22 protein-coding genes and 1 tRNA gene are annotated in these 21,014 nt (G+C 63.7%); 11 read left to right on the top strand and 12 right to left on the bottom strand.

The genetic code is table 11. The features are described from left to right. Both tig and JWQ24_RS26445 read right to left on the bottom strand, forming a co-directional pair. On the bottom strand, nucleotides 1–1,019 hold a 1,019-nt coding region (gene tig / locus JWQ24_RS26440; RefSeq protein WP_299814916.1), incomplete at its 3' end, for a trigger factor. 172 nt (nucleotides 1,020–1,191) lie between these two features. Further along, nucleotides 1,192–1,276 (bottom strand) — tRNA-Leu (locus JWQ24_RS26445). Nucleotides 1,277–1,408: 132 nt separating this feature from the next. Between JWQ24_RS26445 and JWQ24_RS26450 the strand changes: the two genes are divergently transcribed. Next, on the top strand, nucleotides 1,409–2,737 hold the full coding sequence (locus JWQ24_RS26450) for a multicopper oxidase domain-containing protein (protein ID WP_299814919.1): 1,329 nt from the start codon (nucleotides 1,409–1,411) through the stop codon (nucleotides 2,735–2,737). 132 nt (nucleotides 2,738–2,869) lie between these two features. Here the strand turns inward: JWQ24_RS26450 and JWQ24_RS26455 are convergent, their stop codons facing one another. Beyond that, on the bottom strand, nucleotides 2,870–3,325 hold the full coding sequence (locus JWQ24_RS26455; protein WP_299814922.1) for a GNAT family N-acetyltransferase: 456 nt from the start codon (nucleotides 3,323–3,325) through the stop codon (nucleotides 2,870–2,872). Continuing rightward, nucleotides 3,300–4,799, bottom strand: coding sequence for an NAD(P)H-hydrate dehydratase (locus JWQ24_RS26460; RefSeq protein ID WP_299814926.1), 1,500 nt, complete (start codon nucleotides 4,797–4,799; stop codon nucleotides 3,300–3,302). Before JWQ24_RS26460 ends, JWQ24_RS26455 begins: the two co-directional genes overlap by 26 nt. Nucleotides 4,800–5,171: 372 nt before the next feature. On the opposite strand from JWQ24_RS26460, the gene JWQ24_RS26465 reads away from it, so the two are divergent. The 3 genes from JWQ24_RS26465 (at nucleotide 5,172) to JWQ24_RS26475 (ending at nucleotide 8,384) form a co-directional block, all read left to right on the top strand. Then, the gene (locus JWQ24_RS26465; RefSeq protein ID WP_056293886.1) at nucleotides 5,172–5,510 is read left to right on the top strand and encodes a P-II family nitrogen regulator; all 339 of its coding nucleotides are present in this window, start codon (nucleotides 5,172–5,174) and stop codon (nucleotides 5,508–5,510) included. Nucleotides 5,511–5,649: 139 nt separating this feature from the next. Further along, nucleotides 5,650–7,059, top strand: a complete 1,410-nt coding sequence (gene glnA, locus JWQ24_RS26470) for a type I glutamate--ammonia ligase (RefSeq protein ID WP_299814929.1) — start codon at nucleotides 5,650–5,652, stop codon at nucleotides 7,057–7,059. 170 nt (nucleotides 7,060–7,229) lie between these two features. Beyond that, on the top strand, nucleotides 7,230–8,384 hold the full coding sequence (locus JWQ24_RS26475; protein ID WP_299814932.1) for an AI-2E family transporter: 1,155 nt from the start codon (nucleotides 7,230–7,232) through the stop codon (nucleotides 8,382–8,384). Nucleotides 8,385–8,387: 3 nt separating this feature from the next. On the opposite strand, the gene JWQ24_RS26480 is transcribed toward JWQ24_RS26475, so the two are convergent. From JWQ24_RS26480 to JWQ24_RS26490, 3 genes are all read right to left on the bottom strand, one after another. Further along, the gene (locus JWQ24_RS26480; RefSeq protein ID WP_299712917.1) at nucleotides 8,388–8,684 is read right to left on the bottom strand and encodes an antibiotic biosynthesis monooxygenase family protein; all 297 of its coding nucleotides are present in this window, start codon (nucleotides 8,682–8,684) and stop codon (nucleotides 8,388–8,390) included. Between the two features lie 67 nt (nucleotides 8,685–8,751). Next, entirely contained in the window at nucleotides 8,752–8,988 is a 237-nt protein-coding gene (locus JWQ24_RS26485) for a hypothetical protein (protein ID WP_299814935.1), read from the bottom strand. A gap of 35 nt (nucleotides 8,989–9,023) precedes the next feature. Further along, entirely contained in the window at nucleotides 9,024–10,271 is a 1,248-nt protein-coding gene (locus JWQ24_RS26490) for a GGDEF domain-containing protein (RefSeq protein ID WP_299814938.1), read from the bottom strand. On the opposite strand from JWQ24_RS26490, the gene JWQ24_RS26495 reads away from it, so the two are divergent. After that, complete coding sequence (locus JWQ24_RS26495; RefSeq protein WP_299814940.1) at nucleotides 10,252–10,503, top strand: hypothetical protein; 252 nt, start codon at nucleotides 10,252–10,254, stop codon at nucleotides 10,501–10,503. The two genes, JWQ24_RS26490 and JWQ24_RS26495, sit on opposite strands and share 20 nt — an antisense overlap. Here the strand turns inward: JWQ24_RS26495 and rpsI are convergent. The 3 genes from rpsI to JWQ24_RS26510 all read right to left on the bottom strand — a co-directional run bounded on the left by rpsI (nucleotide 10,500) and on the right by JWQ24_RS26510 (nucleotide 12,033). Further along, nucleotides 10,500–10,976 (bottom strand): 30S ribosomal protein S9, encoded by a 477-nt coding sequence (gene rpsI, locus JWQ24_RS26500; protein WP_299814942.1) that lies wholly within the window; start codon nucleotides 10,974–10,976, stop codon nucleotides 10,500–10,502. The genes JWQ24_RS26495 and rpsI overlap by 4 nt on opposite strands. After that, entirely contained in the window at nucleotides 10,976–11,440 is a 465-nt protein-coding gene (rplM, locus tag JWQ24_RS26505; RefSeq protein ID WP_299814944.1) for a 50S ribosomal protein L13, read from the bottom strand. The genes rpsI and rplM overlap by 1 nt, the downstream gene beginning before the upstream one ends. A gap of 161 nt (nucleotides 11,441–11,601) precedes the next feature. Next, nucleotides 11,602–12,033, bottom strand: coding sequence for a PaaI family thioesterase (locus JWQ24_RS26510; protein ID WP_299814946.1), 432 nt, complete (start codon nucleotides 12,031–12,033; stop codon nucleotides 11,602–11,604). A gap of 77 nt (nucleotides 12,034–12,110) precedes the next feature. Between JWQ24_RS26510 and JWQ24_RS26515 the strand changes: the two genes are divergently transcribed. The 3 genes from JWQ24_RS26515 (at nucleotide 12,111) to JWQ24_RS26525 (ending at nucleotide 15,092) form a co-directional block, all read left to right on the top strand. Next, nucleotides 12,111–12,932: an enoyl-CoA hydratase gene (locus JWQ24_RS26515; RefSeq protein ID WP_299814947.1), complete on the top strand. Its 822-nt coding sequence runs from the start codon at nucleotides 12,111–12,113 to the stop codon at nucleotides 12,930–12,932. Between the two features lie 146 nt (nucleotides 12,933–13,078). Then, nucleotides 13,079–13,663, top strand: a complete 585-nt coding sequence (locus tag JWQ24_RS26520) for a CoA-binding protein (protein ID WP_299814948.1) — start codon at nucleotides 13,079–13,081, stop codon at nucleotides 13,661–13,663. A 148-nt stretch (nucleotides 13,664–13,811) separates the two neighbouring features. Beyond that, the gene (locus tag JWQ24_RS26525) at nucleotides 13,812–15,092 is read left to right on the top strand and encodes an O-acetylhomoserine aminocarboxypropyltransferase (RefSeq protein ID WP_299814949.1); all 1,281 of its coding nucleotides are present in this window, start codon (nucleotides 13,812–13,814) and stop codon (nucleotides 15,090–15,092) included. A gap of 172 nt (nucleotides 15,093–15,264) precedes the next feature. On the opposite strand, the gene JWQ24_RS26530 is transcribed toward JWQ24_RS26525, so the two are convergent. After that, nucleotides 15,265–16,386, bottom strand: a complete 1,122-nt coding sequence (locus tag JWQ24_RS26530; RefSeq protein ID WP_299814950.1) for a COX15/CtaA family protein — start codon at nucleotides 16,384–16,386, stop codon at nucleotides 15,265–15,267. Between the two features lie 132 nt (nucleotides 16,387–16,518). Between JWQ24_RS26530 and JWQ24_RS26535 the strand changes: the two genes are divergently transcribed. Beyond that, nucleotides 16,519–16,737: a DUF2842 domain-containing protein gene (locus JWQ24_RS26535; RefSeq protein WP_299814951.1), complete on the top strand. Its 219-nt coding sequence runs from the start codon at nucleotides 16,519–16,521 to the stop codon at nucleotides 16,735–16,737. A gap of 117 nt (nucleotides 16,738–16,854) precedes the next feature. After that, nucleotides 16,855–18,006 (top strand): GNAT family N-acetyltransferase, encoded by a 1,152-nt coding sequence (locus tag JWQ24_RS26540; RefSeq protein ID WP_299814952.1) that lies wholly within the window; start codon nucleotides 16,855–16,857, stop codon nucleotides 18,004–18,006. A 33-nt stretch (nucleotides 18,007–18,039) separates the two neighbouring features. Here JWQ24_RS26540 and JWQ24_RS26545 read toward each other — a convergent pair whose 3' ends face one another. Further along, nucleotides 18,040–20,391 (bottom strand): exopolysaccharide transport family protein, encoded by a 2,352-nt coding sequence (locus JWQ24_RS26545; protein WP_299814953.1) that lies wholly within the window; start codon nucleotides 20,389–20,391, stop codon nucleotides 18,040–18,042. 178 nt (nucleotides 20,392–20,569) lie between these two features. On the opposite strand from JWQ24_RS26545, the gene JWQ24_RS26550 reads away from it, so the two are divergent. Then, nucleotides 20,570–21,014: polysaccharide biosynthesis/export family protein (locus JWQ24_RS26550; protein ID WP_299814954.1), on the top strand; the 445-nt coding region annotated here is incomplete at its 3' end.

Below are 21,014 nucleotides of genomic sequence, written 5' to 3' on the forward strand. Positions count from 1 at the left end.
TCATCGGCAAAGGTCTTGCCGCTGGACTCCATCTCGGCCTTGATCGAGTTCCACATCAGATTGAACTCCTCCTCGATCAGCGACGGCGGCGCCTCGAACGCATGGGCTTCGTCGAGCCGGTCGAGCAGCATGCGCTTGACCCGCTGGCGGGTCGCGCCGGCGAATTCCGCCACCAGCCGCTCGCGCGCCGCTTCCTTCAGCTTGTCGAGCGATTCGAGGCCGAGCGTCTTGGCGAACTCGTCGTCGATCTTGGTGTCCTGCGGGGCTTCGATCGAGGTCGCGGTGGTCTCGAACTCCGCCGCCTGGCCGGCAAGCTTCTCGCTGGCGTAGTTCTTCGGGAAGGACACCTTCAGGGTGCGGGTTTCGCCCGAGCCGATGCCGATCAACTGCTCTTCGAAGCCGGGAATGAACTGTCCGGTGCCGATCACGACCTGGATGTTTTCACCGGTGCCGCCGTCGAACGGCACGCCGTCGATGCTGCCCTTGAAGGAGATCGTGACCCGGTCGCCGGTTTCGGCCTTGGCGCCCTCTTCCTTGGCGGCGTAGGGACGGTTCTGATCGGCGATGCGCTTGATCGCCTCATCAACGTCGGCATCGGTCACTTCGACGACCGGCTTTTCGACCGTAAAGCTCTTGAAATCGGCCAGCGCGATGGCGGGAACGACCTCGATCGAGACGGTGTAGGTCAGATCGGTTTTTCCGAGCAGGAGGTTCTCGACCTCTTTCTCCTCGGTCGGCATTGTGATCTTGGGCTCGGTGGCGAGCCGAAAGCCGCGCTCGGTGAAGAGCTGCGTATTGGTTTCGCGGATGGTCTGGTCGATGGTCTCGGCCATGACGGAGCGGCCGTACACCTTCTTGAGGTGGCTCACCGGCACCTTGCCCGGACGAAAGCCGTTGAGGCGGACCTTGTCCTTGAGCTCAACCAGCTTGACGCCCGCCTTGGCATCGAGATCCGATGCGGGAACGCTGATCTGGAATTCGTGCTTCAATCCCTCGGTGAGGGTTTCGGTGACCTGCATGGCGTCCATCTTCTTCCCGCTTGGTCCGGCCTGCTGGCACGGACATTGTCAATCTGGTCGGCGCGGCCTTTGAGACCTGCACCGGTGGTTCGGCGGCCCCGTTTCGTCAGGGAAGTCTACCCCTTCGCAAAACAGGTCCTCCAGCAATCGTCATGCAAACGCTGTCAGCGCTTGGTGCGGGCGGAGGGACTCGAACCCCCACAACTTTCGTCACTGGAACCTAAATCCAGCGCGTCTACCAATTCCGCCACGCCCGCTGTTAGCATCATGTCCGGCCGCGATGCCGCGGGCGGCGGGCTTATAACATGGGCCAATCCGTTCGCAGCAAAAAAATGGCCGACTTGAGCCCCAGGCGTCAACTCGTCGACGCTGGACAGATCAGATAGAAAATGGTCCGCATCGGTCCGATGGCAAGCCCCGAATTCCCGCTGAATCGACGCGCGCTGATGTCCGGACTGGGGGCTTTGGTCCTGAGTCCGACGTCGCCCCTGATAACCAAGGCGCAAGGACGCCCGACACTGGCGCTGCAGGCCAAAGCCGACAGCCTGGCGCTCCGCCGGGGAGGACCGGACACGCCGGTCTGGTCGCTCGGGTCGCCCGACCTCCGGTTTAAGCGCGGCGACAGCGTCGAAGTCGCCTTCGGCAGCCAACTGCCGGTGCCGGCGATTCTCAATTGGCGGGGCCTCGACGGTATTCCGGCCACCGAGCCCCTGACGGTACGGCCGCCGATCGCGGCGGGCGCCAAGGAAACCTTCGAGCTGCCCCTGCGCCACGCCGGAACCTTGCTGTGCGATCTCAGCCTGCTGAGCGATGGCCAGAGGCGCCCATCCCGCGCCAGGGCCTTGGTGGTTCGAGAAAACGAGGCCGTCGCGGTCGATCGCGACGAGGTGGTTTTGATCGAAGACTGGCGGCTGCGGCCGGACGGCACCGCGATCGCGCCTGGCGTCGATGCGAAGGACACCTCGACGGTCTATACGGTCAACGGCCTGACCTCACTGGACATGACCGTACGGTCCAATGAACGCCTAAGACTTCGCTTCATAAATGGCTGCCAGAGGTCTGCGATTGCTATTAAATTGGAAAATATGGAGGTCCGCGTCATGGCGCTCGATGGCCAGCCCGCGGAACCCTTCCAGGCCCGTAACGGGGCACTGGTGCTGGCCCCGGGTGGCCGGGTCGATGCCTTCGTCGATGCAACCGCGCCAGCCGGCAGCACCTCAGCTATTCTCCTGCACGACGGCAAGGAGGCTCGCCCGATCGGCAGACTGGTCATCTCCAGCGAACCGCCGATCCGACCCGCGCCGCTTCCGCCCGCGCTTCCATTGCCCTCGAACGGCCTGCCGGCGCAGTTCGACCTCAAGAACGCCCAACGCTTCGATCTTGCCTTGGGCGGGCCACCGACCGACTGGGTGAAACCCGCGAATTTCGCAGCGTCCGCCCCGCCCGTGTTCCGCGCCAGAACCGGCCGCACCGTGGTGCTGGCCCTGATCAACCGCGACCCAATCGCCAGCGTGTTCCACCTTCACGGCCATCATTTCCGGCTGCTCGACCGGCTCGACGACGGCTGGAAGCCGTTTTGGCTCGATACGCTGGCGATCGAACCCGGCCAGACCCAGCGCGTCGCGTTCGCCGCCGAATATGCCGGGCGCTTCCTGATCGAATCGGTTGCGACCGACTGGGCGGCGCCGCGGCTGGTGCGATGGTACAGTGTCGAGTGAGGAAGCCAGCATTGGCAGGGACTGGTCGGCAGGACGGTGTCCGGCCTCGAGATCGCCTATTGGGACGCGCCTGGACAAATCGCGGGTCGGCCATTGGCCGACCTGCTCGGCGGCTCACTGAGGCCGGCCGGCTTACGCGCGCGTCCAGAGATAGCGCGCGTCCGGCTCCTTCTCTTCGTTGCCGGCGCCGTCGGTCTGCTCGACCAGCGCAAACCCCCTCGCCTCATAGAAACGTCGCGCCGGTGCATTGCGCTGAAAAGTCCAAAGCTGCAGGCGATCGAAGCTGCGTTTTGCGATCTCCAGCAACTCGCTGCCGACGCCGCGGCCTTGAAGCTGCGGCAGCACATATAGTTGATCGATCCAGTCGCCCCGGAAGGCGATGATCCCGGTCATCGCGCCGCCATCGAACGCGCCCCAAAGCGCGCAACGCGTGAACATTCGCTCGCGATAGAACCATCGATCTTCATCTGATGTATGCAACCCGGTGAGCCAGGGTAATGCGTGGTCGAACGCGGCCCGATGTACCCGTGCGGCAGCGTCCATGTCGTGCAGCTGCAGCCGCCTAATAATCAACACCGAATTCGTCATAGAGCCGCCGGAACACCGCGGGCATTACCTCCGGCAGATCCTCCGCGATCAGGCCGGGCCCCGCCTCCCGTGCCGCCTCGCCATGCATCCAGACGCCGATGCTGGCGGCCTCGAACGCAGGCACGCCCTGCGCCAATAGCCCGGCGGTGATTCCGGCCAGCACGTCGCCAGCGCCGGCGGTCGCAAGCCAGGGCGGCGCGTTGGCGGCAATGGTGGCGCGTCCGTCGGGTGCCGCCACCACGGTATCCGGGCCCTTCAGCAGCACCACCGCGCCGGAGCGCTCGGCGGCATCGCGCACCCGTTCCAGTTTCGAGCGGCCCGGATGCTTGTTGCTGATGTCGCTGAACAGCCGCGGAAACTCGCCTTCATGCGGGGTGAGAACGACCTGCGGATCCTGCGATGCCTTGATCGATTCAAACAAACGGTCCGGCGCTTCGGCAAAACTCGTCAGCGCGTCGGCATCGAGCACGAGGTGGCGCCTCAAGGTCAGCGCGGTATGGACGAGGTCCCGGGTTCGCGCGCTGACGCCAGCGCCCGGCCCGATCACGCAGGCATTGAGACGCTTGTCGTTCAAGAGTTCGGCGAATTCGACTGCGGTGTCGACAGCGCGAACCATCACCGCCGTCAGCGCCGCAGCGTTGACCGCCAACGCATCGCGCGGCGACAGCAGCGTGACCAATCCGGCACCGGCGCGCAGCGCGCCGCGCGCCGAAAGTCGTGCCGCCCCGGTCGACGCCATGTCGCCGGAGACGACGACGACGTGGCCGCGGGCATATTTGTGGCCATCGATCTGCGGCACCGGAAAGGATTTTTGCCAGGCTTGCGGAACGTTCTCTGACGTCCGCGGCCGGATTTCGTCGAGGACATCGGCAGCGATGCCGATGTCGGCGACCCGCACGTGGCCGCAATGCAGCCGCCCCGGCAACAGCAAATGCGCCGGCTTGCGCCGGAAGAACGTCACGGTTTCGGTGGCGTTGATGGCAACACCCATCACCGCTCCAGAAGTGCCGTTGATCCCGCTCGGCAGATCGACGCTGAGAACCGGCGCGCCGTTGGCGTTGACGGCCTCGATCATCTCATGCGGCTCGCCCTTCACCGGCCGGTTCAGACCGGCGCCGAACAGCGCATCGATGATCAGCGCCGGTTTGCCGATCGCCTGCGGGTTGAACGGCAACACCGGATATTTCCAGCCGCGCGCCGCCAGGACAGCATCGCCCTGCAGACTGTCCCGCTCGCACAACAGGATGACCGAGACCTCGCGTCCGCGCGCGGCGAGTTCGGCCGCCGCCACAAAGCCGTCGCCGCCATTGTTGCCGCGGCCGGCGACCACCATGATGGGCCCCTCCGCGACGAGATCCATCGCGGCTTCCGCGACGGCTTGCCCTGCGCTCATCATCAGCGCGAAGCCGGGGGTCCCGGCGGCGATGGTCAGCCGATCGGCGCGCTCCATCTCAACCGTGGTCAGAACTTCCATGCCGAATCCTCCATCGAAGCGCCTTTTCCGGAGGCATATCCCGCCGCGGACACGGCTTGCCCGCCGACGTTTGCATACCAATTGATCTGTTTGCCTATCTGATGGGCTACAGTATCATGCACCACCCGTCCCGACCCCTGCGGTTTGCCTGTTAAAAGTCTGATAACATTCCGAAATCAGGTGCATTAACAACTTGGCATAGACCCTGCTTTTGGGGAAGTCGGCGGGGAAACCGGCTCAGGATCGTCGTTATCTGCGGCCATTGTGAGCGTTTCCGGCACCTTGCCGGACGACAGGATCGAACAGACAGCGCCACGCGGCGACGTTGAAGCAACTGCATGCAGTAATCTAGAAATGCCCGGGAGGCGCTCAGTGAAGAAAATCGAAGCCATCATCAAGCCATTCAAGCTCGACGAGGTAAAGGAGGCGCTCCAGGAAGTTGGATTGCAGGGCATCACCGTGACCGAAGCCAAGGGTTTCGGCCGGCAGAAGGGTCACGCCGAACTCTATCGGGGCGCAGAATACATCGTCGACTTCCTGCCCAAGGTCAAAATCGAGATCGTGATCGGCGACGACCTGGTCGAGAAGGCCATCGAAGCCATCCGCCGCGCCGCCCAGACCGGCCGTATCGGCGATGGCAAAATCTTCGTCTCCAACATCGAAGAAGCGATCCGGATCAGAACCGGAGAATCCGGGCTGGACGCTATCTGAGCCGGGTGCTATCCGAATTTTGCGACCTAAAAACAAAGAAAGGGCTGCATCGGCGGCCCGATTTCGTTTGTGAAAACGCAGGTGGAGACAAACTTGCGTCGCAATGCTGGAAACCGTCCCGTAGCCAAAAGGGGTATTCATGAAGACCGCCAAAGACGTCCTGAAATCGATCAAGGACAACGACGTCAAATACGTCGACCTGCGTTTCACCGATCCACGCGGCAAGTGGCAGCACGTGACCTTCGACATCGGCATGATCGACGAAGACATCTTTGCCGAGGGCACGATGTTCGACGGCTCGTCGATCGCTGGCTGGAAGGCGATCAACGAATCCGACATGTGCCTGATGCCCGACCCGGTCACCGCGACGATCGATCCGTTCTTCGCCGAAACCACCATGGTCATCACCTGCGACGTGCTGGAGCCGACCACCGGCGAGCCCTATAACCGCGATCCGCGCGGCATGGCCAAGAAGGCCGAAGCGATGGTCAAGTCGATGGGCATCGGCGACACCGTGTTCTTCGGACCGGAAGCCGAGTTCTTCGTATTCGACGACGTCCGCTACCAGACCACGCCCTACAACACCGGCTTCAAGCTCGACTCCTCGGAACTGCCGATCAACTCCGACACCGAGTATGAGGGCGGCAACCTCGGCCACCGCATCCGCACCAAGAGCGGCTACTTCCCGGTTCCGCCGCAGGACTCGGTGCAGGACATGCGTTCGGAAATGCTCGGTGCCATGGCCAAGATGGGCGTCAAGGTCGAAAAGCATCACCACGAAGTGGCGTCAGCTCAGCACGAACTCGGTATGAAGTTCGACACGCTGACCTACATGGCCGACCAGATGCAGATCTATAAGTATTGCATCCATCAGGTCGCGCACATCTACGGCAAGACCGCCACCTTCATGCCGAAGCCGGTCTTCGGCGACAACGGCTCGGGCATGCATGTGCACCAGTCGATCTGGAAGGACGGCAAGCCGGTGTTCGCCGGCAACAAGTATGCCGACCTGTCCGAGACCTGCCTCCACTACATCGGCGGCATCATCAAGCACGCCAAGGCGATTAACGCCTTCACCAACCCGTCGACCAACTCCTACAAGCGCCTGGTCCCCGGCTATGAAGCCCCCGTGCTGCTCGCCTACTCCGCGCGCAACCGCTCGGCTTCCTGCCGCATCCCCTACACCACGTCGCCGAAGGCCAAGCGCGTCGAGGTTCGTTTCCCCGACCCGATGGCCAACCCGTACCTGGCTTTCGCAGCGATGCTGATGGCCGGTCTCGACGGCATCAAGAACAAGATCGATCCGGGTCCGGCGATGGACAAGGACCTCTACGACCTGCCGAAGGAAGAGCTGAAGTCGATCCCGACGGTGTGCGGTTCGCTGCGCGAAGCCCTCGAGAACCTCGACAAGGATCGCGGCTTCCTGAAGAACGGCGGCGTGTTCGACGACGACTTCATCGACAGCTACATCGAGCTGAAGATGACCGAAGTGATGCGCTACGAAATGACCCCGCATCCGGTCGAATTCGACATGTACTACTCGCTGTAATGGCAGCTCCGCGGGCATTGCCCGCGGAAGCATACTGAACGATCAAGGCGTCCCGGCAACGGGACGCCTTTTTCGTCGAGACCAACGACCGATTGGAAAGTATTCCTCTGCTTGATCCCCGCGGCATTTAACGAAACACTGCAGTTTATTGGACCCAAAGGATTGCCCCCGTGCCCACCGAACATGACACCACGCGCAGCAACCTCACCTGGGCGATCGCCGTCGGCGGCATTTCGACCGTGGCGTTTGCGGCCTTCATCCTGTTCGCGTGGTACTTCTCGGCCACGTTGTTTCTGATCTTCGCCGGCATCCTGCTCGGCGTCGGGCTGAACGCCCTCACCGAGCTGTTCCGCCGCATCATCGGCGGACCGCACTCACTGCGGCTGGCGGCGGTGTGCCTGCTGCTGACAGCCCTGCTCAGCGGCGTCATATTCCTCGGCGGCGCGACCATTGCCGATCAGACCAAGGTGCTCAGCACCACGCTGAAGTCCCAGATCGTCAACGTCAAATCCTTCCTCGACCGCCACGGCGTCGACACCAGCTATCTCGACTTCGGCGCTCTCGGCGCCGATGCCGACGCGCCGGCGAACGCGCCCGTGAAGCCGGCGGCGTCGCCCACCTCGGAGGCAAAGAGCAACAGCCTGCCGAGCGCCAGCGCTTTCGCGTCCGGCGGCAGCGCGATCGTCAGCCAGACCCTGAAGATCATCCTCGGCGCCGTCGGCGCGCTCGGCAACTTTTTCATCGTGCTGTTTCTCGGCCTCGCCTTCGCGGCGCAGCCCAGCGTCTACCGCAAGGGGCTGCTGGCGATGACACCGAAGAAGCAACGCGCGGACATGACCGAGATCGTCGACCGCATCAGCAGCACGCTGGAGCGCTGGCTGATCGCGCAGATGATCACGATGCTGGCGGTCGGCGCGGTGACGTGGATCGGGCTGATGCTGATCGGCGTGCCCAGCGCCTTCATCCTTGGCGTCCAGGCCGGCCTGCTGGCCTTCATCCCCACGGTCGGCGCGCTGCTCGGCGGTCTGATCGTGGTGCTGGCGAGCCTCGCCTCGGGCTGGGTCGCCGCGGCCAGCGCCTTCGTGCTGTTCCTCGGCGTGCACGCAATGGAGAGCTACATCCTGACGCCGATCCTGCAGCGCCAGGCGCTCGATATTCCCGCCGCCACGCTGTTCGCGTTCCAGATCATGCTCGGCGTAGTGTTCGGCGTCTGGGGACTGGCGCTAGCACTACCGGTGCTGGCGATCGTCAAGGTGGTGCTCGACTTCATGCGCGAGGACGAGGACGACAAAACGTCATCCCCGTCGGTGGTGAAAGCGGCCTGAGCCTCAGGTCGTCAGCACGGTCTCGGTGTGCTCGACTTCCGGGGGAGCGGCGAAATACGAGCCGACCAGCGCGCGCCATTCGGCGAAGTCCGGCGATCCCCGGAAATCCACGGTGTGGTTTTCCAGCGTGTCCCACTGCACCATCAGCCGGTAGCGCTGCGGCTTTTCCACGGATTTGTGCAGCTCGAAGCCCTGGCCACCCTTGGCGCGCAGGAACAGCGGACGCGCCTTGGCGACCGCGGCCTCGAAATCCTTTTCGGTGCCCGGCTTGACGTCGATCTGTGCGATTTCAGTAATCATGAGTTACGGCCCTTCGTTGAGGTCGCCGTATGTACCGCAAAGCATCGCCGCGGTGAAGCGTCCGCTCTCAGGCGAACAGCAGCACAGTGGCGACGACGGCAAGGGCGCAGCCCACAAAGGCCGCTGCCGGCCAGCGCCGGCGCGTCGCACCGTAGCGGCCCTGTGCACGACGCTCGCTGATCAGCGCGTTCTCATATTCGTCGGATGTCGAGAACATGCAGGCGAAGCCCGCGCGCGCCGACGACGCTGCCGCTTCGAGCGACAACAGGGCTGTTTCAGAACGGGTGTCGCGCGATGTGATCATGCGACGACAATACGGGTCGAGTGGTAAATGGAGCCTTAGCGCGCCGCGATCGTGGTGATATTGACGCCGCCGCGAACCACGGCTGTCTTCGGCGATGCGGTTTGGCCAGCGATGGCGCGACGGCCCTGCTCCAGCGACAGCGGCTGTTCTTCCGCCGCCTGCACGCGGTTACGTCCGCCCCGCTTGGCGTCGTACAAAGCGGTGTCGGCCGCCGCCAGCAGCACGTCGAGTTCGGTGTGCGCCGGCCCGCCGGCGACACCGATGCTGACGGTGGTGACCACCGGCGCGTCGTCGATCTCGATACCGCAGGTCGCGAAGGTTTCGCGCACCCGCTCGGCCGCATTGAGGGCTTCTTCGAGGCTGCACGGCAGCATCGCTGCGAATTCCTCGCCGCCGATCCGACCACACAGGTCAGTTATGCGCAGCGTCTGGGTGACGACGTTGGCGAACAGCTTCAACACCTCGTCGCCGGCCGGATGGCCGAAGCGATCGTTGATCGACTTGAAGTGGTCGATGTCGAAAATCATCACGGTGACCGGCCGCCCGGCCTTCGCCTCGCGCTCGATCATCCGACCGGTGGCTTCCGAGAAGCCGCGGCGGTTGAACATACCGGTCAGCGGATCGCAGGATGCGGCAACCTTGTGCACGGTCACGGCGCGCTCGGAAACCAGCATGAAGATCAGGAACACGGTGCCGACGGCGTAGAGCACCAGTTCGATCGCGAAGATGGTGGCCCAGATGCTGGTGCCGAAATTGCCTGCACCGGAATGCATGACATCGCCGATCAGGATCGGCAGCATCAGCACGAAGCCGTGCAGCAGCGGCACCACGACCGTCGGCCAGCGACGCTGCACCGACTTGCGGCGCTCGCTCCACAATTCGCTCGCGGTCAGCGCGGCGTACAGCGCGACCACGGCGGCGCCGATCGTCATGCGGAGCGCGGACGCATCCGGCGGCAGGCTGAGAATCGCCGCAATCCAGGCCACGGCGCCCAGGCCGAGGCCGATCCAGTTCGGTTTGCGACCATGAAACACCCGCGCCGCATTCCATACCATCGCGCAGGCAATGAGACCGATGGCATTGAACGCCAGCGACAGCACCTCGCCCAGCATATCGCCGGCCAAGGTCCACAGCGCGACCGACGCCGCACCGAGCAGATAGGCTGAGCCCCACCAGTTCAGAGCGGGGATCTTCTCCTGCCGTCCGAAGAACAGCAGCATCCCACCCAGCATCGCAGCGACAAGCGTTGCGATGAGATAAAGTGTGGAAGTATCGAGCGACATCTTCTGGCCACCGGCAATGGTTTCAGTATCTCCGCCGTTGCTGACGGAATGGCATTTTGGCGCCATGGGGCAACGTAAGCCCGGCGCGTTGGAAAACCGTTTGCGCACGAGCCAAAGTTTTCACGAAAAAACGCGTCAATTTCCATTCAATTGGAACCAAAAAGGGCGCCCGAAGGCGCCCTTTGAATTTGATATCTGCCGCATTCGCGGCAAATTTGAACGAAGCGATTAGCGCTTCGAGAACTGGAAGGACTTGCGGGCTTTCGCCTTGCCGTACTTCTTGCGCTCGACGACACGCGAGTCGCGCGTCAGGAAGCCGCCCTTCTTGAGGACGCTGCGCAGGTCCGGCTCGAAGCAGGTCAGCGCCTTCGAGATGCCGTGACGCACCGCGCCCGCCTGTCCCGAAAGTCCACCACCGGCAACGGTGCAAACCACGTCATACTGACCGGCGCGCGCCGCGGCGACCAGCGGCTGCTGGATCAACATGCGCAGAACGGGGCGAGCAAAGTACACTTCCACTTCGCGGGTATTGACGATGATCTTGCCGGCGCCCGGCTTGATCCAGACGCGGGCAACCGCGTCCTTGCGCTTGCCGGTCGAATAGGCACGGCCCTGCTTGTCGATCTTCTTGACGTAGGTCGGCGCATCCGGTGCGGACACCTTCAGGGACGACAACTGCTCGAGAGACTGCATGGTATCGGACATTATGCGGCCCTCATGTTCTTGCGGTTCAGCACGCCAACGTCAAACGGGACGGGCTGCTGGGCTTCGTGCGGATGCTCGGCACCGGGATAGACGCGGAGGTTGCCGAACTGAACGCGACCCAGCGGGCCGCGCGGGATCATGCGCTCGACGGCCTTCTCGACAACGCGCTCCGGGAAGCGACCTTCGAGGATCGACTTGGCGCTGCGTTCCTTGATGCCACCGATGAAGCCGGTGTGGTGGTAATAGACCTTCTGCTCACGCTTGCGGCCGGTGAGAACCACCTTGGCAGCGTTGATGATGATGACATGGTCACCGCAATCAACGTGGGGCGTGTAGATCGGGAGGTGCTTGCCGCGCAGCCGCATTGCGACCAGCGTGGCGAGCCGGCCGACCACGAGACCAGTGGCGTCGATGACGATCCACTTCTTCGTGATCTCGGCTGGCTTTGCCGAAAACGTTTTCATGTGAAAATTCCGTGAAAAGGAGACATCGGCGCAAAGACGCCGAACTAGGCGCGTTTCTAGTGATGGCCACGGATTCCGTCAATGCCCAATTTCGCCGAGTAGCGCAAAATAGCGCAGCAAAATCATCGAGTTATAAATAGGGTTTTATTTTACCTTCGAATTTAGCCAGCATTCGGAATGGAATAGGTGGAGGTGACATGGGCGATCGGGTCCGGCGAAGTACCCGATAGAAGGGTCACTTCCCCCACCGCGAGGCGCTTTCCAAGCTTCATCAGCTTGGCGGCAGCCAGCACGTCCTGGCCGGGCTGGCCCTTTCGCAGGAAATTGATGTTGAGATTGGTGGTGACGGCGAGGCCAACCGGGCCTATCGCCGACAGCAGCACCACGTACATCGCGAAGTCGGCGAGTGCCATCATCGTCGGGCCAGAGACGGTTCCGCCCGGCCGAAGCATCCGCTCGCCATAGGCCTGGCGCAGCAGGCATGTGGTTCCGTCGGCGCTCTCGATGGTGATATCGCCGGCGCCGAATGCCTGCGGAAATTCCCTGTGCAGGAATGTTTCGAGTTCGGCCACGCTCATTCGTGCGTTCGTCATGTGTCCTCGCCTGCTCTCGCCTGTCGGCCCCTGTTACAATATGATGACGTTCCTGCCCAGAGATGGAATCCCAGCCCATGGCCCAACCTTCGCGAGCGTCCGACGCGCCTTTGCCGATCCTGCTGCGCGAAGATGTCGGCTCGGTTGCCATGCTCACTCTGAACCGCCCGGCGGCGCGCAACAGCCTGTCCGAAGGGCTGATCGGGGAACTCCACTCGGCGCTCGACGCGATTGCCGATGACAGCGCGGTGCGCGCCGTCGTGATCACCGCGAACGGAACCGTGTTCTCCGCCGGCCACGACCTGAAAGAACTGACCGCACGCCGCGCCGATGCCGACCGCGGCCGCGCCTACTTCGCGCACATGATGTCGATCTGCAGTGCGATGATGCAGGCGATCGTGCGCTTGCCGAAGCCGACGATCGCCTGCGTGCAGGGCGTCGCCACCGCCGCCGGCTGCCAGTTGGTGGCGAGTTGCGATCTCGCAGTGGCTTCCGAGCAAGCGAGTTTCGCCACGCCGGGCGTCGATATCGGCCTGTTCTGTTCGACACCAATGGTGGCGCTGTCGCGCAACGTGCCGCGCAAGCAGGCGATGGAGATGTTGCTGACCGGCGAGCCGATCAACGCCGCGCGCGCCCGCGAAATCGGCCTCATCAACCGCATTGTCGCGCACGGCACCGAGCGCGACGCCGCCATTGCGCTGGCCCAGCAAGTGGCGCGCAAGTCGGCGCATACGATCAAGCTCGGCAAGGAAGCGTTCTATCGCCAGGCCGAGATGAATCTCACCGACGCCTACCGCTTCGCGGCGGAAGTGATGGCGGAGAATATGATGGCCCGCGATGCCGAGGAAGGCATCGGCGCCTTCATCGAGAAACGCGCGCCTTCTTGGCGCGACTGTTGAGTTCGTCGTTGCGAGGATCCCTTGCGGCGAAGCAATCCAGTTCTTTCTTCGCTTTGGCCTTCTGGATTTCTTCGTCGCTTCGCTAAGGGGAAAGCCAACGGCTTTCCCTGACCTCGCAATGACGGCTGAGTGCGATTGGAAATGCAATGAACCACGACTCTTACAGCGACGATTACATCCGCGAGATCCTCAACAGCGTGAAGACCGTCGCCATGGTCGGCGCTTCCCCGCAGAATGTGCGGCCGAGCTACTTTGTTTTCAAATACCTCGCCGAGCGCGGCTACGACATGATCCCGATCAATCCCGGTCAGGTCGGCAAGAGTCTGGTCGGCAAGCCGTTCGTCGCATCGTTGCGCGAGATCGACCGCCCGATCGACATGGTCGATATCTTCCGCAGCGCCGAACACATCATGCCTGTAGTCGATGAGGTGCTGGCGCTGCAAGTGCGGCCAAAAGTGATCTGGCTGCAGCTCGGCGTCCGCCATGACGAGGCCGCAGCCAAGGCCGAGGCGGCCGGCATCAAGGTGGTGATGAACCGCTGCCCGAAAATCGAATACGGCCGGCTATCCTCGGAGATCTCATGGATGGGTGTCAATTCGCGCACGCTGAGCTCAAAACGTGGGCCGGTGCCGACGACGGGCATGCGGCTTTCACTGAATCGCGGCAGCATCGGCGGCGGAAGCACCGCGGCTGCCGACCGCGCTGCAAAAGACAAGAACAACGGCGTCTGAGCGCGCGATCCGGCAATTTATTTCACGGCGATGACACAGCGCAGCACAGCCCTTGCGAAGTCGCGGCTAATGGCCGTATCGCCTTGACGGCGGCAGCGCGCGCCATCAGCATGCCGCCAACGTCGCCACCAATCTTCAGGGAGAAACCATGACCGATCGCCTTCCCGGCTTTGCCACGCTTGCCGTCCACGCCGGCGCGCAGCCCGATCCGACCACCGGCGCACGCGCGACGCCGATCTATCAGACGACGTCTTTCGTGTTCAACGATTCCGACCACGCCGCGTCGCTGTTCGGCCTGCAGTCGTTCGGCAACATCTACACCCGCATCACCAATCCCACGACTTCCGTGCTCGAAGAGCGTGTTGCCGCCCTGGAAGGCGGCACCGCCGCAGTGGCGACAGCTTCCGGCCACGCCGCGCAGGTGGTGGTGTTCCAGCAATTGCTGCGCCCGGGCGACGAGTTCATCGCGTCGCGCAAGCTTTATGGCGGCTCGATCAACCAGTTCACCCATGCCTTCCAGAGTTTCGGCTGGAACGTGGTGTGGGCCGACAGCGATGACATCGCCTCTTTCGAACGCGCGGTGACTGCCAAGACCAAGGCGATCTTCATCGAGTCGATCGCCAATCCCGCGGGCTCCATCACCGACATCGAGGCGATCGCCGCGGTGGCGCGCAAGGCCGGCGTGCCGCTGATCGTCGACAACACGCTGGCGTCGCCCTACCTGATCCGGCCGATCGAGCACGGCGCCGACATCGTGATCCACTCGCTGACCAAGTTTCTCGGCGGCCACGGCAATTCGCTGGGCGGCATCATTGTCGATGCCGGTACCTTCGACTGGTCGAAGGATGGCAAGTACCCCATGCTCAGCGAGCCGCGCCCGGAATATCACGGCATCAAGATCCAGGAGACGTTCGGCAACTTCGCGTTCGCGATCGCCTGCCGCGTGCTCGGCCTGCGCGATCTCGGCCCTGCGCTGTCGCCGTTCAACGCCTTCATGATCCTGACCGGCATCGAGACGCTGCCGCTGCGCATGCAGCGACATTGCGAGAACGCCAAGGCCGTTGCGGAATGGCTCGCAGCGCATCCCGGCGTCGCTTCGGTGAATTACTCCGGCCTGACCGACAACCGCTACCACGCGCTGGCCCGTAAATACGCTCCGAAGGGCGCCGGCGCGGTGTTCACCTTCAGCCTGAAGGGCGGCTATGAAGCCGGCGTCAGCCTGGTGTCGAAGCTGAAACTGTTCTCGCACCTCGCCAATGTCGGCGACACCCGCTCGCTGGTGATCCACCCGGCTTCCACCACCCACAGCCAGCTCGACGACGACGCCAAGACGCGCTCCGGCGCCGCACCGGACGTGGTGCGCTTGTCTGTCGGTATCGAGGACAAGGAAGATCTGATCGCGGATCTCGAACAGGCGTTGAGCGCGTAGGTTACGCGAGGTCATTCCGGGTTCGCGAGCAGCGCAAGCTGCGAGCGAACCTCAGCCGCTCCAATTGGAGCGGCGGGGACCCCCGGAATGTTCAAAGCAACTCGAGGTTCTGGGTCTGCCCTCCCGCCGGCTTCGCCATCGGAAGGTCATCCTGGAATGACAGCGTTTGAATTCAGGCGGCCTTGCCGACAGCCAGATCCAGCGGCCGTGATGTCAGCGTTGCGCCTTGCGCCTTCATCCGCTCGACCTGCAGCACCGCCAGCGTGAGCACCACGATCGCCACCGCCTGGTGCGACAGCGCCAGATCCATCGGCACCTGATGCAACAGCGTCAGGATACCGAGCGTCGCTTGCACCATGATCGCCGCGACCATCCACCACGCCCCCTTGATCACCGCAGCACCGGCCCGCGACCGGACCGCATCAACGGCGTGCCAGAGCGCCAGCGCCAGCAGCGCATAGGCCGTCATGCGATGCTCGAACTGCACCGTCAGCACATTGTCGAACAGGTTGCGCCACCACGGCTCCTCGAAGAAGAGCCGCGAAGCTGATGGAATCAGCGCGCCGTCGATCTCCGGCCAAGTGTTGAACACCCGCCCTGCCCGCAGCCCCGCGACCAGCGCGCCGAAATAGATTTGCAGGAATGTCAGCCCGAGCAGCCATGCACTGGTGACGCGCAGACGCCGCGTCGCCGGCGCCGGTGCCCGATCGCTCAGCCGCCGCACCGTCCAGACGATCGCGGCGAAGATGACCAGCGCGAGGATCAGATGCGCCGCGAGGCGATATTGCGATACCTCGACCCGCTTGGTGAGGCCCGACGCCACCATCCACCAGCCCACCGCACCCTGCAGCGCGCCGAGCCCGAAGATGACCCACAGCCGCTTCTTCAGGTCGGAGGTCAGCACGCCCGACCACAGGAACCAGAGGAAGGGCAGCAGATAGACCATGCCGATGACGCGGCCGAGCAGCCGGTGGCTCCATTCCCACCAGAAGATGTTCTTGAACTCGTCGAGACTCATGCCGGAATTGAGTTCGCGATATTGCGGGATCGCCTTGTAGGCTTCGAACGCTTCATGCCAGTGTTGCTGCGTCAGCGGCGGCAACGTGCCGGTGACCGGCTTCCATTCGACGATCGAAAGCCCGGATTCCGTCAACCGCGTGGCGCCGCCGACCAGCACCATCAGCGCGATCAGGGCGGCAACGGCGATCAGCCACCAGCGCACCGGGCGCAGCCGGACGTCATCACGGAGGGAACCGGTAGATATGGTCCCGGTAGTCTTGGACCCGGTAGTCATGGGCAGCCGCCTCGGAACAGTCTTGTCGATCAAGCGCTTGAACGGATTTCTGCGGCCCTTATAGTCCGCCCGACCGCGGCCTGCAAAGCCGCACGCCACCCAACCCACCCCACTGGCACGCACATTCCCGTCATGAAAATCCGCACCCGCAAATTCTTCGGCACCATCTTCCTGCTCGTACTGGTCGTGGTGTGGTCATTGCTCGGCATGACCGTGGCGCAGACGCCCTGGCTGGCGGCGTCCGGCTGGCTGCAGGCCATTTTCTATGTCGTCGCCGGACTGGGCTGGGTGCTGCCGGCGATGCCGATCGTAAGCTGGATGGCGCGACGCGACCCGGAGCCTTCGGCCTGATCTCCCGCGCGTCTCTTACTGTTTCTTGACGAATCTTTGAGAAGGTCCGCCACAGAAGCGTAAACAAATCCTGAAAAAGGCGCAGCGATGACCATGACCGCTGTAAGGGAAGGTCCAATGGCGCCCCCGGCGACCAGCCGCATCGAACGCGTCGAAATCCTGCGCGACATGAAGGCCGCCGAAGCGATCTGGCGGTCGATGGAATCGCCCGAGCATCTCGCGACGCCCTATCAACGTTTCGATCTGCAGGCGGCCTGGCAGAGCCATATCGGCGAGCGCGAAGGCGTGCGGCCGTTCATCGCGGTGGCCTATGACGCCGCAGGCCTGCCGCTATTGCTGCTGCCCCTTGGCGTGCGGTCGGAGAACGGCATGGCGGTCGCCTGCTATCTCGGCGGCAAGCACATCACCTTCAACATGCCGCTGTGGTGGCGCGATTTTGCCGTCACCGCGACCCGGGCCGACATGGACGCGCTGCTGCGCGGCCTCCAACAGCCCGGTGGCAAGGTCGATGTGCTCGCTCTTGTACGTCAGCCACAAAGCTGGCTCGGCATCGCCAACCCCCTGGCCCTGCTGCCCAGCCAGATTTCGACCAATGATTGCCCCGTGCTGAAAATGGCGCCTGGCGCGGCGCCGGCCGACAGGGTCAGCATCTCGATGCGCAAACGGCTGAAGACCAAGGAGAGGAAATACGAAGGCCTGTCCGGCTTTCGTTGCTTCAAGGTCGGGTCCGACGCCGACATCAAGCGCGTGCTCGATGCCTTTTTCGCCATCAAACCGTTGCGCATGGCGGAGCAGAACCTGCCCAACGTGTTCGCCGAACCCGGCGTCGAAGCCTTCCTCCGCGAAGCCTGCGGCACGCGGCGCGCCGACGACTCCACCATCGATGTCCATGCGATGGTGTGCGACGAGGAAGTGATCGCGATGTTCGCGGGCGTCTCCGACGGCGACCGCTTCTCGATGATGTTCAACACCTACACGATGTCGGAGAATGCGAAGTACAGCCCCGGCCTGATCCTGATGCGGACCATCATCGATCACTACGCCGAACGCGGCGTCACCTCGCTCGATCTCGGCATCGGTGGCGATGACTACAAGCGGCTGTTCTGCAAGGACGACGAACCGATCTTCGACAGCTTCCTGCCGCTCACCGCACGCGGCCGGCTCGGCGCCATCGGCCTGTCATCGGTCGCCCACGCCAAGCGGATCGTCAAGCAGTCGCCGACCCTGATGCAGATGGCGCAGCTACTGCGCACCACCTTCAACCGTTGATACATAGCTCCGCGCGCGACGCGGAGCTGTCTGCTACGCCGCGGCCACCTGCGCACCGCCGCCATTCGCCGCGACCGGATTGGCGGCGGAATGCAGCATGGCCACTTCGGCAAAGCCAACAGCCTTGAGCTGCTCTGCCATCAACTTGCGTGCCTCCGGGCTCATCATCGGCTCCGGCATCACCACAGCGCGAGCCTGCGACGTCAGCAGGCCGGCCGGCAGGTCCGCCGCGATGCCGGCATCGAGCAGCACGTGATCATAGACCCGTAGCAAGGCGTCGAGCGCCATCGTCAGCCGTGGCGACTGCAGAAGCGCGCGGTCGGCGCCCGCGCGACCGGCACCGACGATATGAACGGCGGACATCCGGTCCTTGGTGATGACCTGACCGAACGAGGCCTCGCCCAGCATCAGCTCGGCCAGGCCGGGCGCCGCGGGATCGTTGGAGATAGCCTTCAGCTCCGGCGAATTCGTCGACAGGTCGACCAGCACCACCTTGGCGCTGCGCGCCAGCAACCGCGCCAGCGTCAGCGCCGTCAGCGCGACGTTGTCCCGCTGTCCGGTGCCCAGAATAGTGATCTTGCGCGCAGATGGGCCGGCGGCGCGGAACTGTTGCGCAAGCTTTTCGATCTCGCTGACGTTCGCCGCCAGTTCGGGATGGGTGTCGCGCACGACAGGCTCCGGCACGGCGGCTACCGGCTCGGCGACGAAAGCCGGTGCTGCTGCGGGCGGCACTGGCGCAGGCGCAGGCGCAGCTACCGCTGCGGCCGCAACGACCGGTGCGGGTGCTGGGACAGCCGCGACCATCACCGGCTCGACACGCGGCGCCGCGGTTGCAACAGCCGTTACAGAACGCGGCGCGGTCATAAGCAGCAATTCGCCGGTAATGATACTGCCGGCACTGAGCATCAGGGTTGCCAGCGTCGCGATCAACACGATCGGCAGCTTCTTCGGATAGGCCGGCGTGTTCGAGACGATGGCGCGCGAGATGATGCGACCGTCGGCGGGCGCGGCCTCGATGTTCTCGCGCGTCGTCGCCTCGCGGTATTTCGCAAGGTAGGATTCAAGCAGGTCACGCTGCGCCTTGGCTTCACGTTCCAGAGCACGCGCCTGCACGTCCTGCCCGTTGGTCGAGGTCGCCTGCTTCTTGACCTGTTCGAGGCTGTTGCTGAGACCTTCGACGCGACCGCTGGCGATGCGCGCGTCGTTCTCCAGCGAGCGTGACAGCTTGGCCGCCTCCTCGCGCAACTGGCGATCGAGATCCGACAACTGTGCCTTCAGCTCCTTGATGCGCGGATGATTATCGAGCAGCGTCGAGGATTGTTCGGCTAGCTGCGCACGCAGAGTAACGCGCTGCTCCGACAGCCGGCGGATCAGTTCGGAGTTCAGCACCTCCGACGATTCGATCGGACGCCCGGTCTGCAGCATGTCCTTGATCATCCGCGACCTGGATTCAGCGTCGGACTTCAGCGCGCGGGCATTGTTGAGCTGGGTGTTGATCTCGCCAAGCTGCTGGTTCGAAAGCGACGTGTTGTTGGTGCCGATGAACAGGCTCGACTTCGAACGGAATTCCTCCGCACGCGATTCCGCGTCGGCGACCTTCTTGCGCAGGCTGTCGATCTCGCCGGACAGCCACTGCCCCGCGGACTTCGCCTGTTCCTGCCGCGCGCCCTGCTGCATGATGAGATAGCCGTCGGCGATGGAGTTGGCGACCTTCGCCGCCAGATCCGGATCGCGCGACTGGAATTCGATCACGATGACGCGCGACTTATCGACAGCATACGCCGTCAGCCGCTCGTAATAGGCATCAAGCACGCGCTCTTCCGGCGTCATCGAGAACGGATCACGACCGATGCCGAACAGTGCCAGCAGCGTCTTCACCGGCGACATGCCCTGCAGCACCGGATCGAATTCGGGCCGGTCGGCCAGCTTGTTCTTCTTGATAATCTCGCGCGCCAGGTCGCGCGACAGCAACAACTGCACCTGGCTGGTGACGGCTTCGGGATCGAGCGAGGTGCGCTCTTCGTTACGTTCGCCGGTCGGGCGCAGGAAGATGTTTTCGCGTCCGTCAATCAGGATGCGCGCCTCGGATTTGTAGCGCGGCGTGACGAGATTGACGGCGGCCAGCGACAGCACCAGCGCCAGTGCTGTGGGAACCAGCACCCAGGCGCGTTTGCGGTTCAACGCACTGCCCAGCGCACGCAGATCGAGATCGCCGAGTTGCGGCGCATGCGCCGGAGCGGCGCTGGACGTTGCGGCACGCGCCTTCTTCTTGAACATTGAGGTACTGCGGGCTGGTTTGTCGGCCGCGACTGTTGCAGCCGTCGTTTGAACGGCGGCCTCGTTCGACCCGCGCTCCCCGCCTTTACGCCAGAATGCCAAACGCATCGCACACTCCTACCAACGCCAACTTCGCCTACTCATGGAGCCATTAAATGCCATTAAGGTTGCTGCGCGGTTAATTCGGTAGCGCGCCCGCCAATATCAGCGCTCTTCGCGAAGTAACCACATTTTGTTAACCACGAAGCCCGCTTAGTGGTTTCGCATTTGTCTGTGGAACTTTTCGATGCGCGTTTCCTCACTCCTCGTCTGCGTTGTCGCTGCGCTGGCGCTGTCCGGCTGCATGGGCCGTTCCGGCCCCGTCGCCGAGATGCAGCCGCAAGGTAGCCTCGACACCCTCGCTTACGGCGCGCCGGCCTATGGCCCTGCGCCGGGCGTCGTCGTTCCCGCGCACGCTTATGATGCCGCTTACCGGCTCGATGCCGGCGACAGACTGCGTGTCGTCGTCTACGGCCAGGAAGGTCTCACGAATTCTTACGCGATCGATGCCGGCGGTTCGATCACCATGCCGCTGATCGGCGCGGTGCGCGCCCGCGGCCTGACGCCGACCGCTCTCGCCGGCAGCATCACCGGGCGCTTGCGCAACGGCTTCATTCGCGAGCCTTCGGTAGCGGTGGAGATCGAGGCCTACCGGCCGTTCTTCATCCTCGGCGAAGTCGCGGCCCCCGGGC

It is taken from the genome of Tardiphaga sp. (assembly GCF_028290495.1).
Classification (GTDB): domain Bacteria; phylum Pseudomonadota; class Alphaproteobacteria; order Rhizobiales; family Xanthobacteraceae; genus Tardiphaga.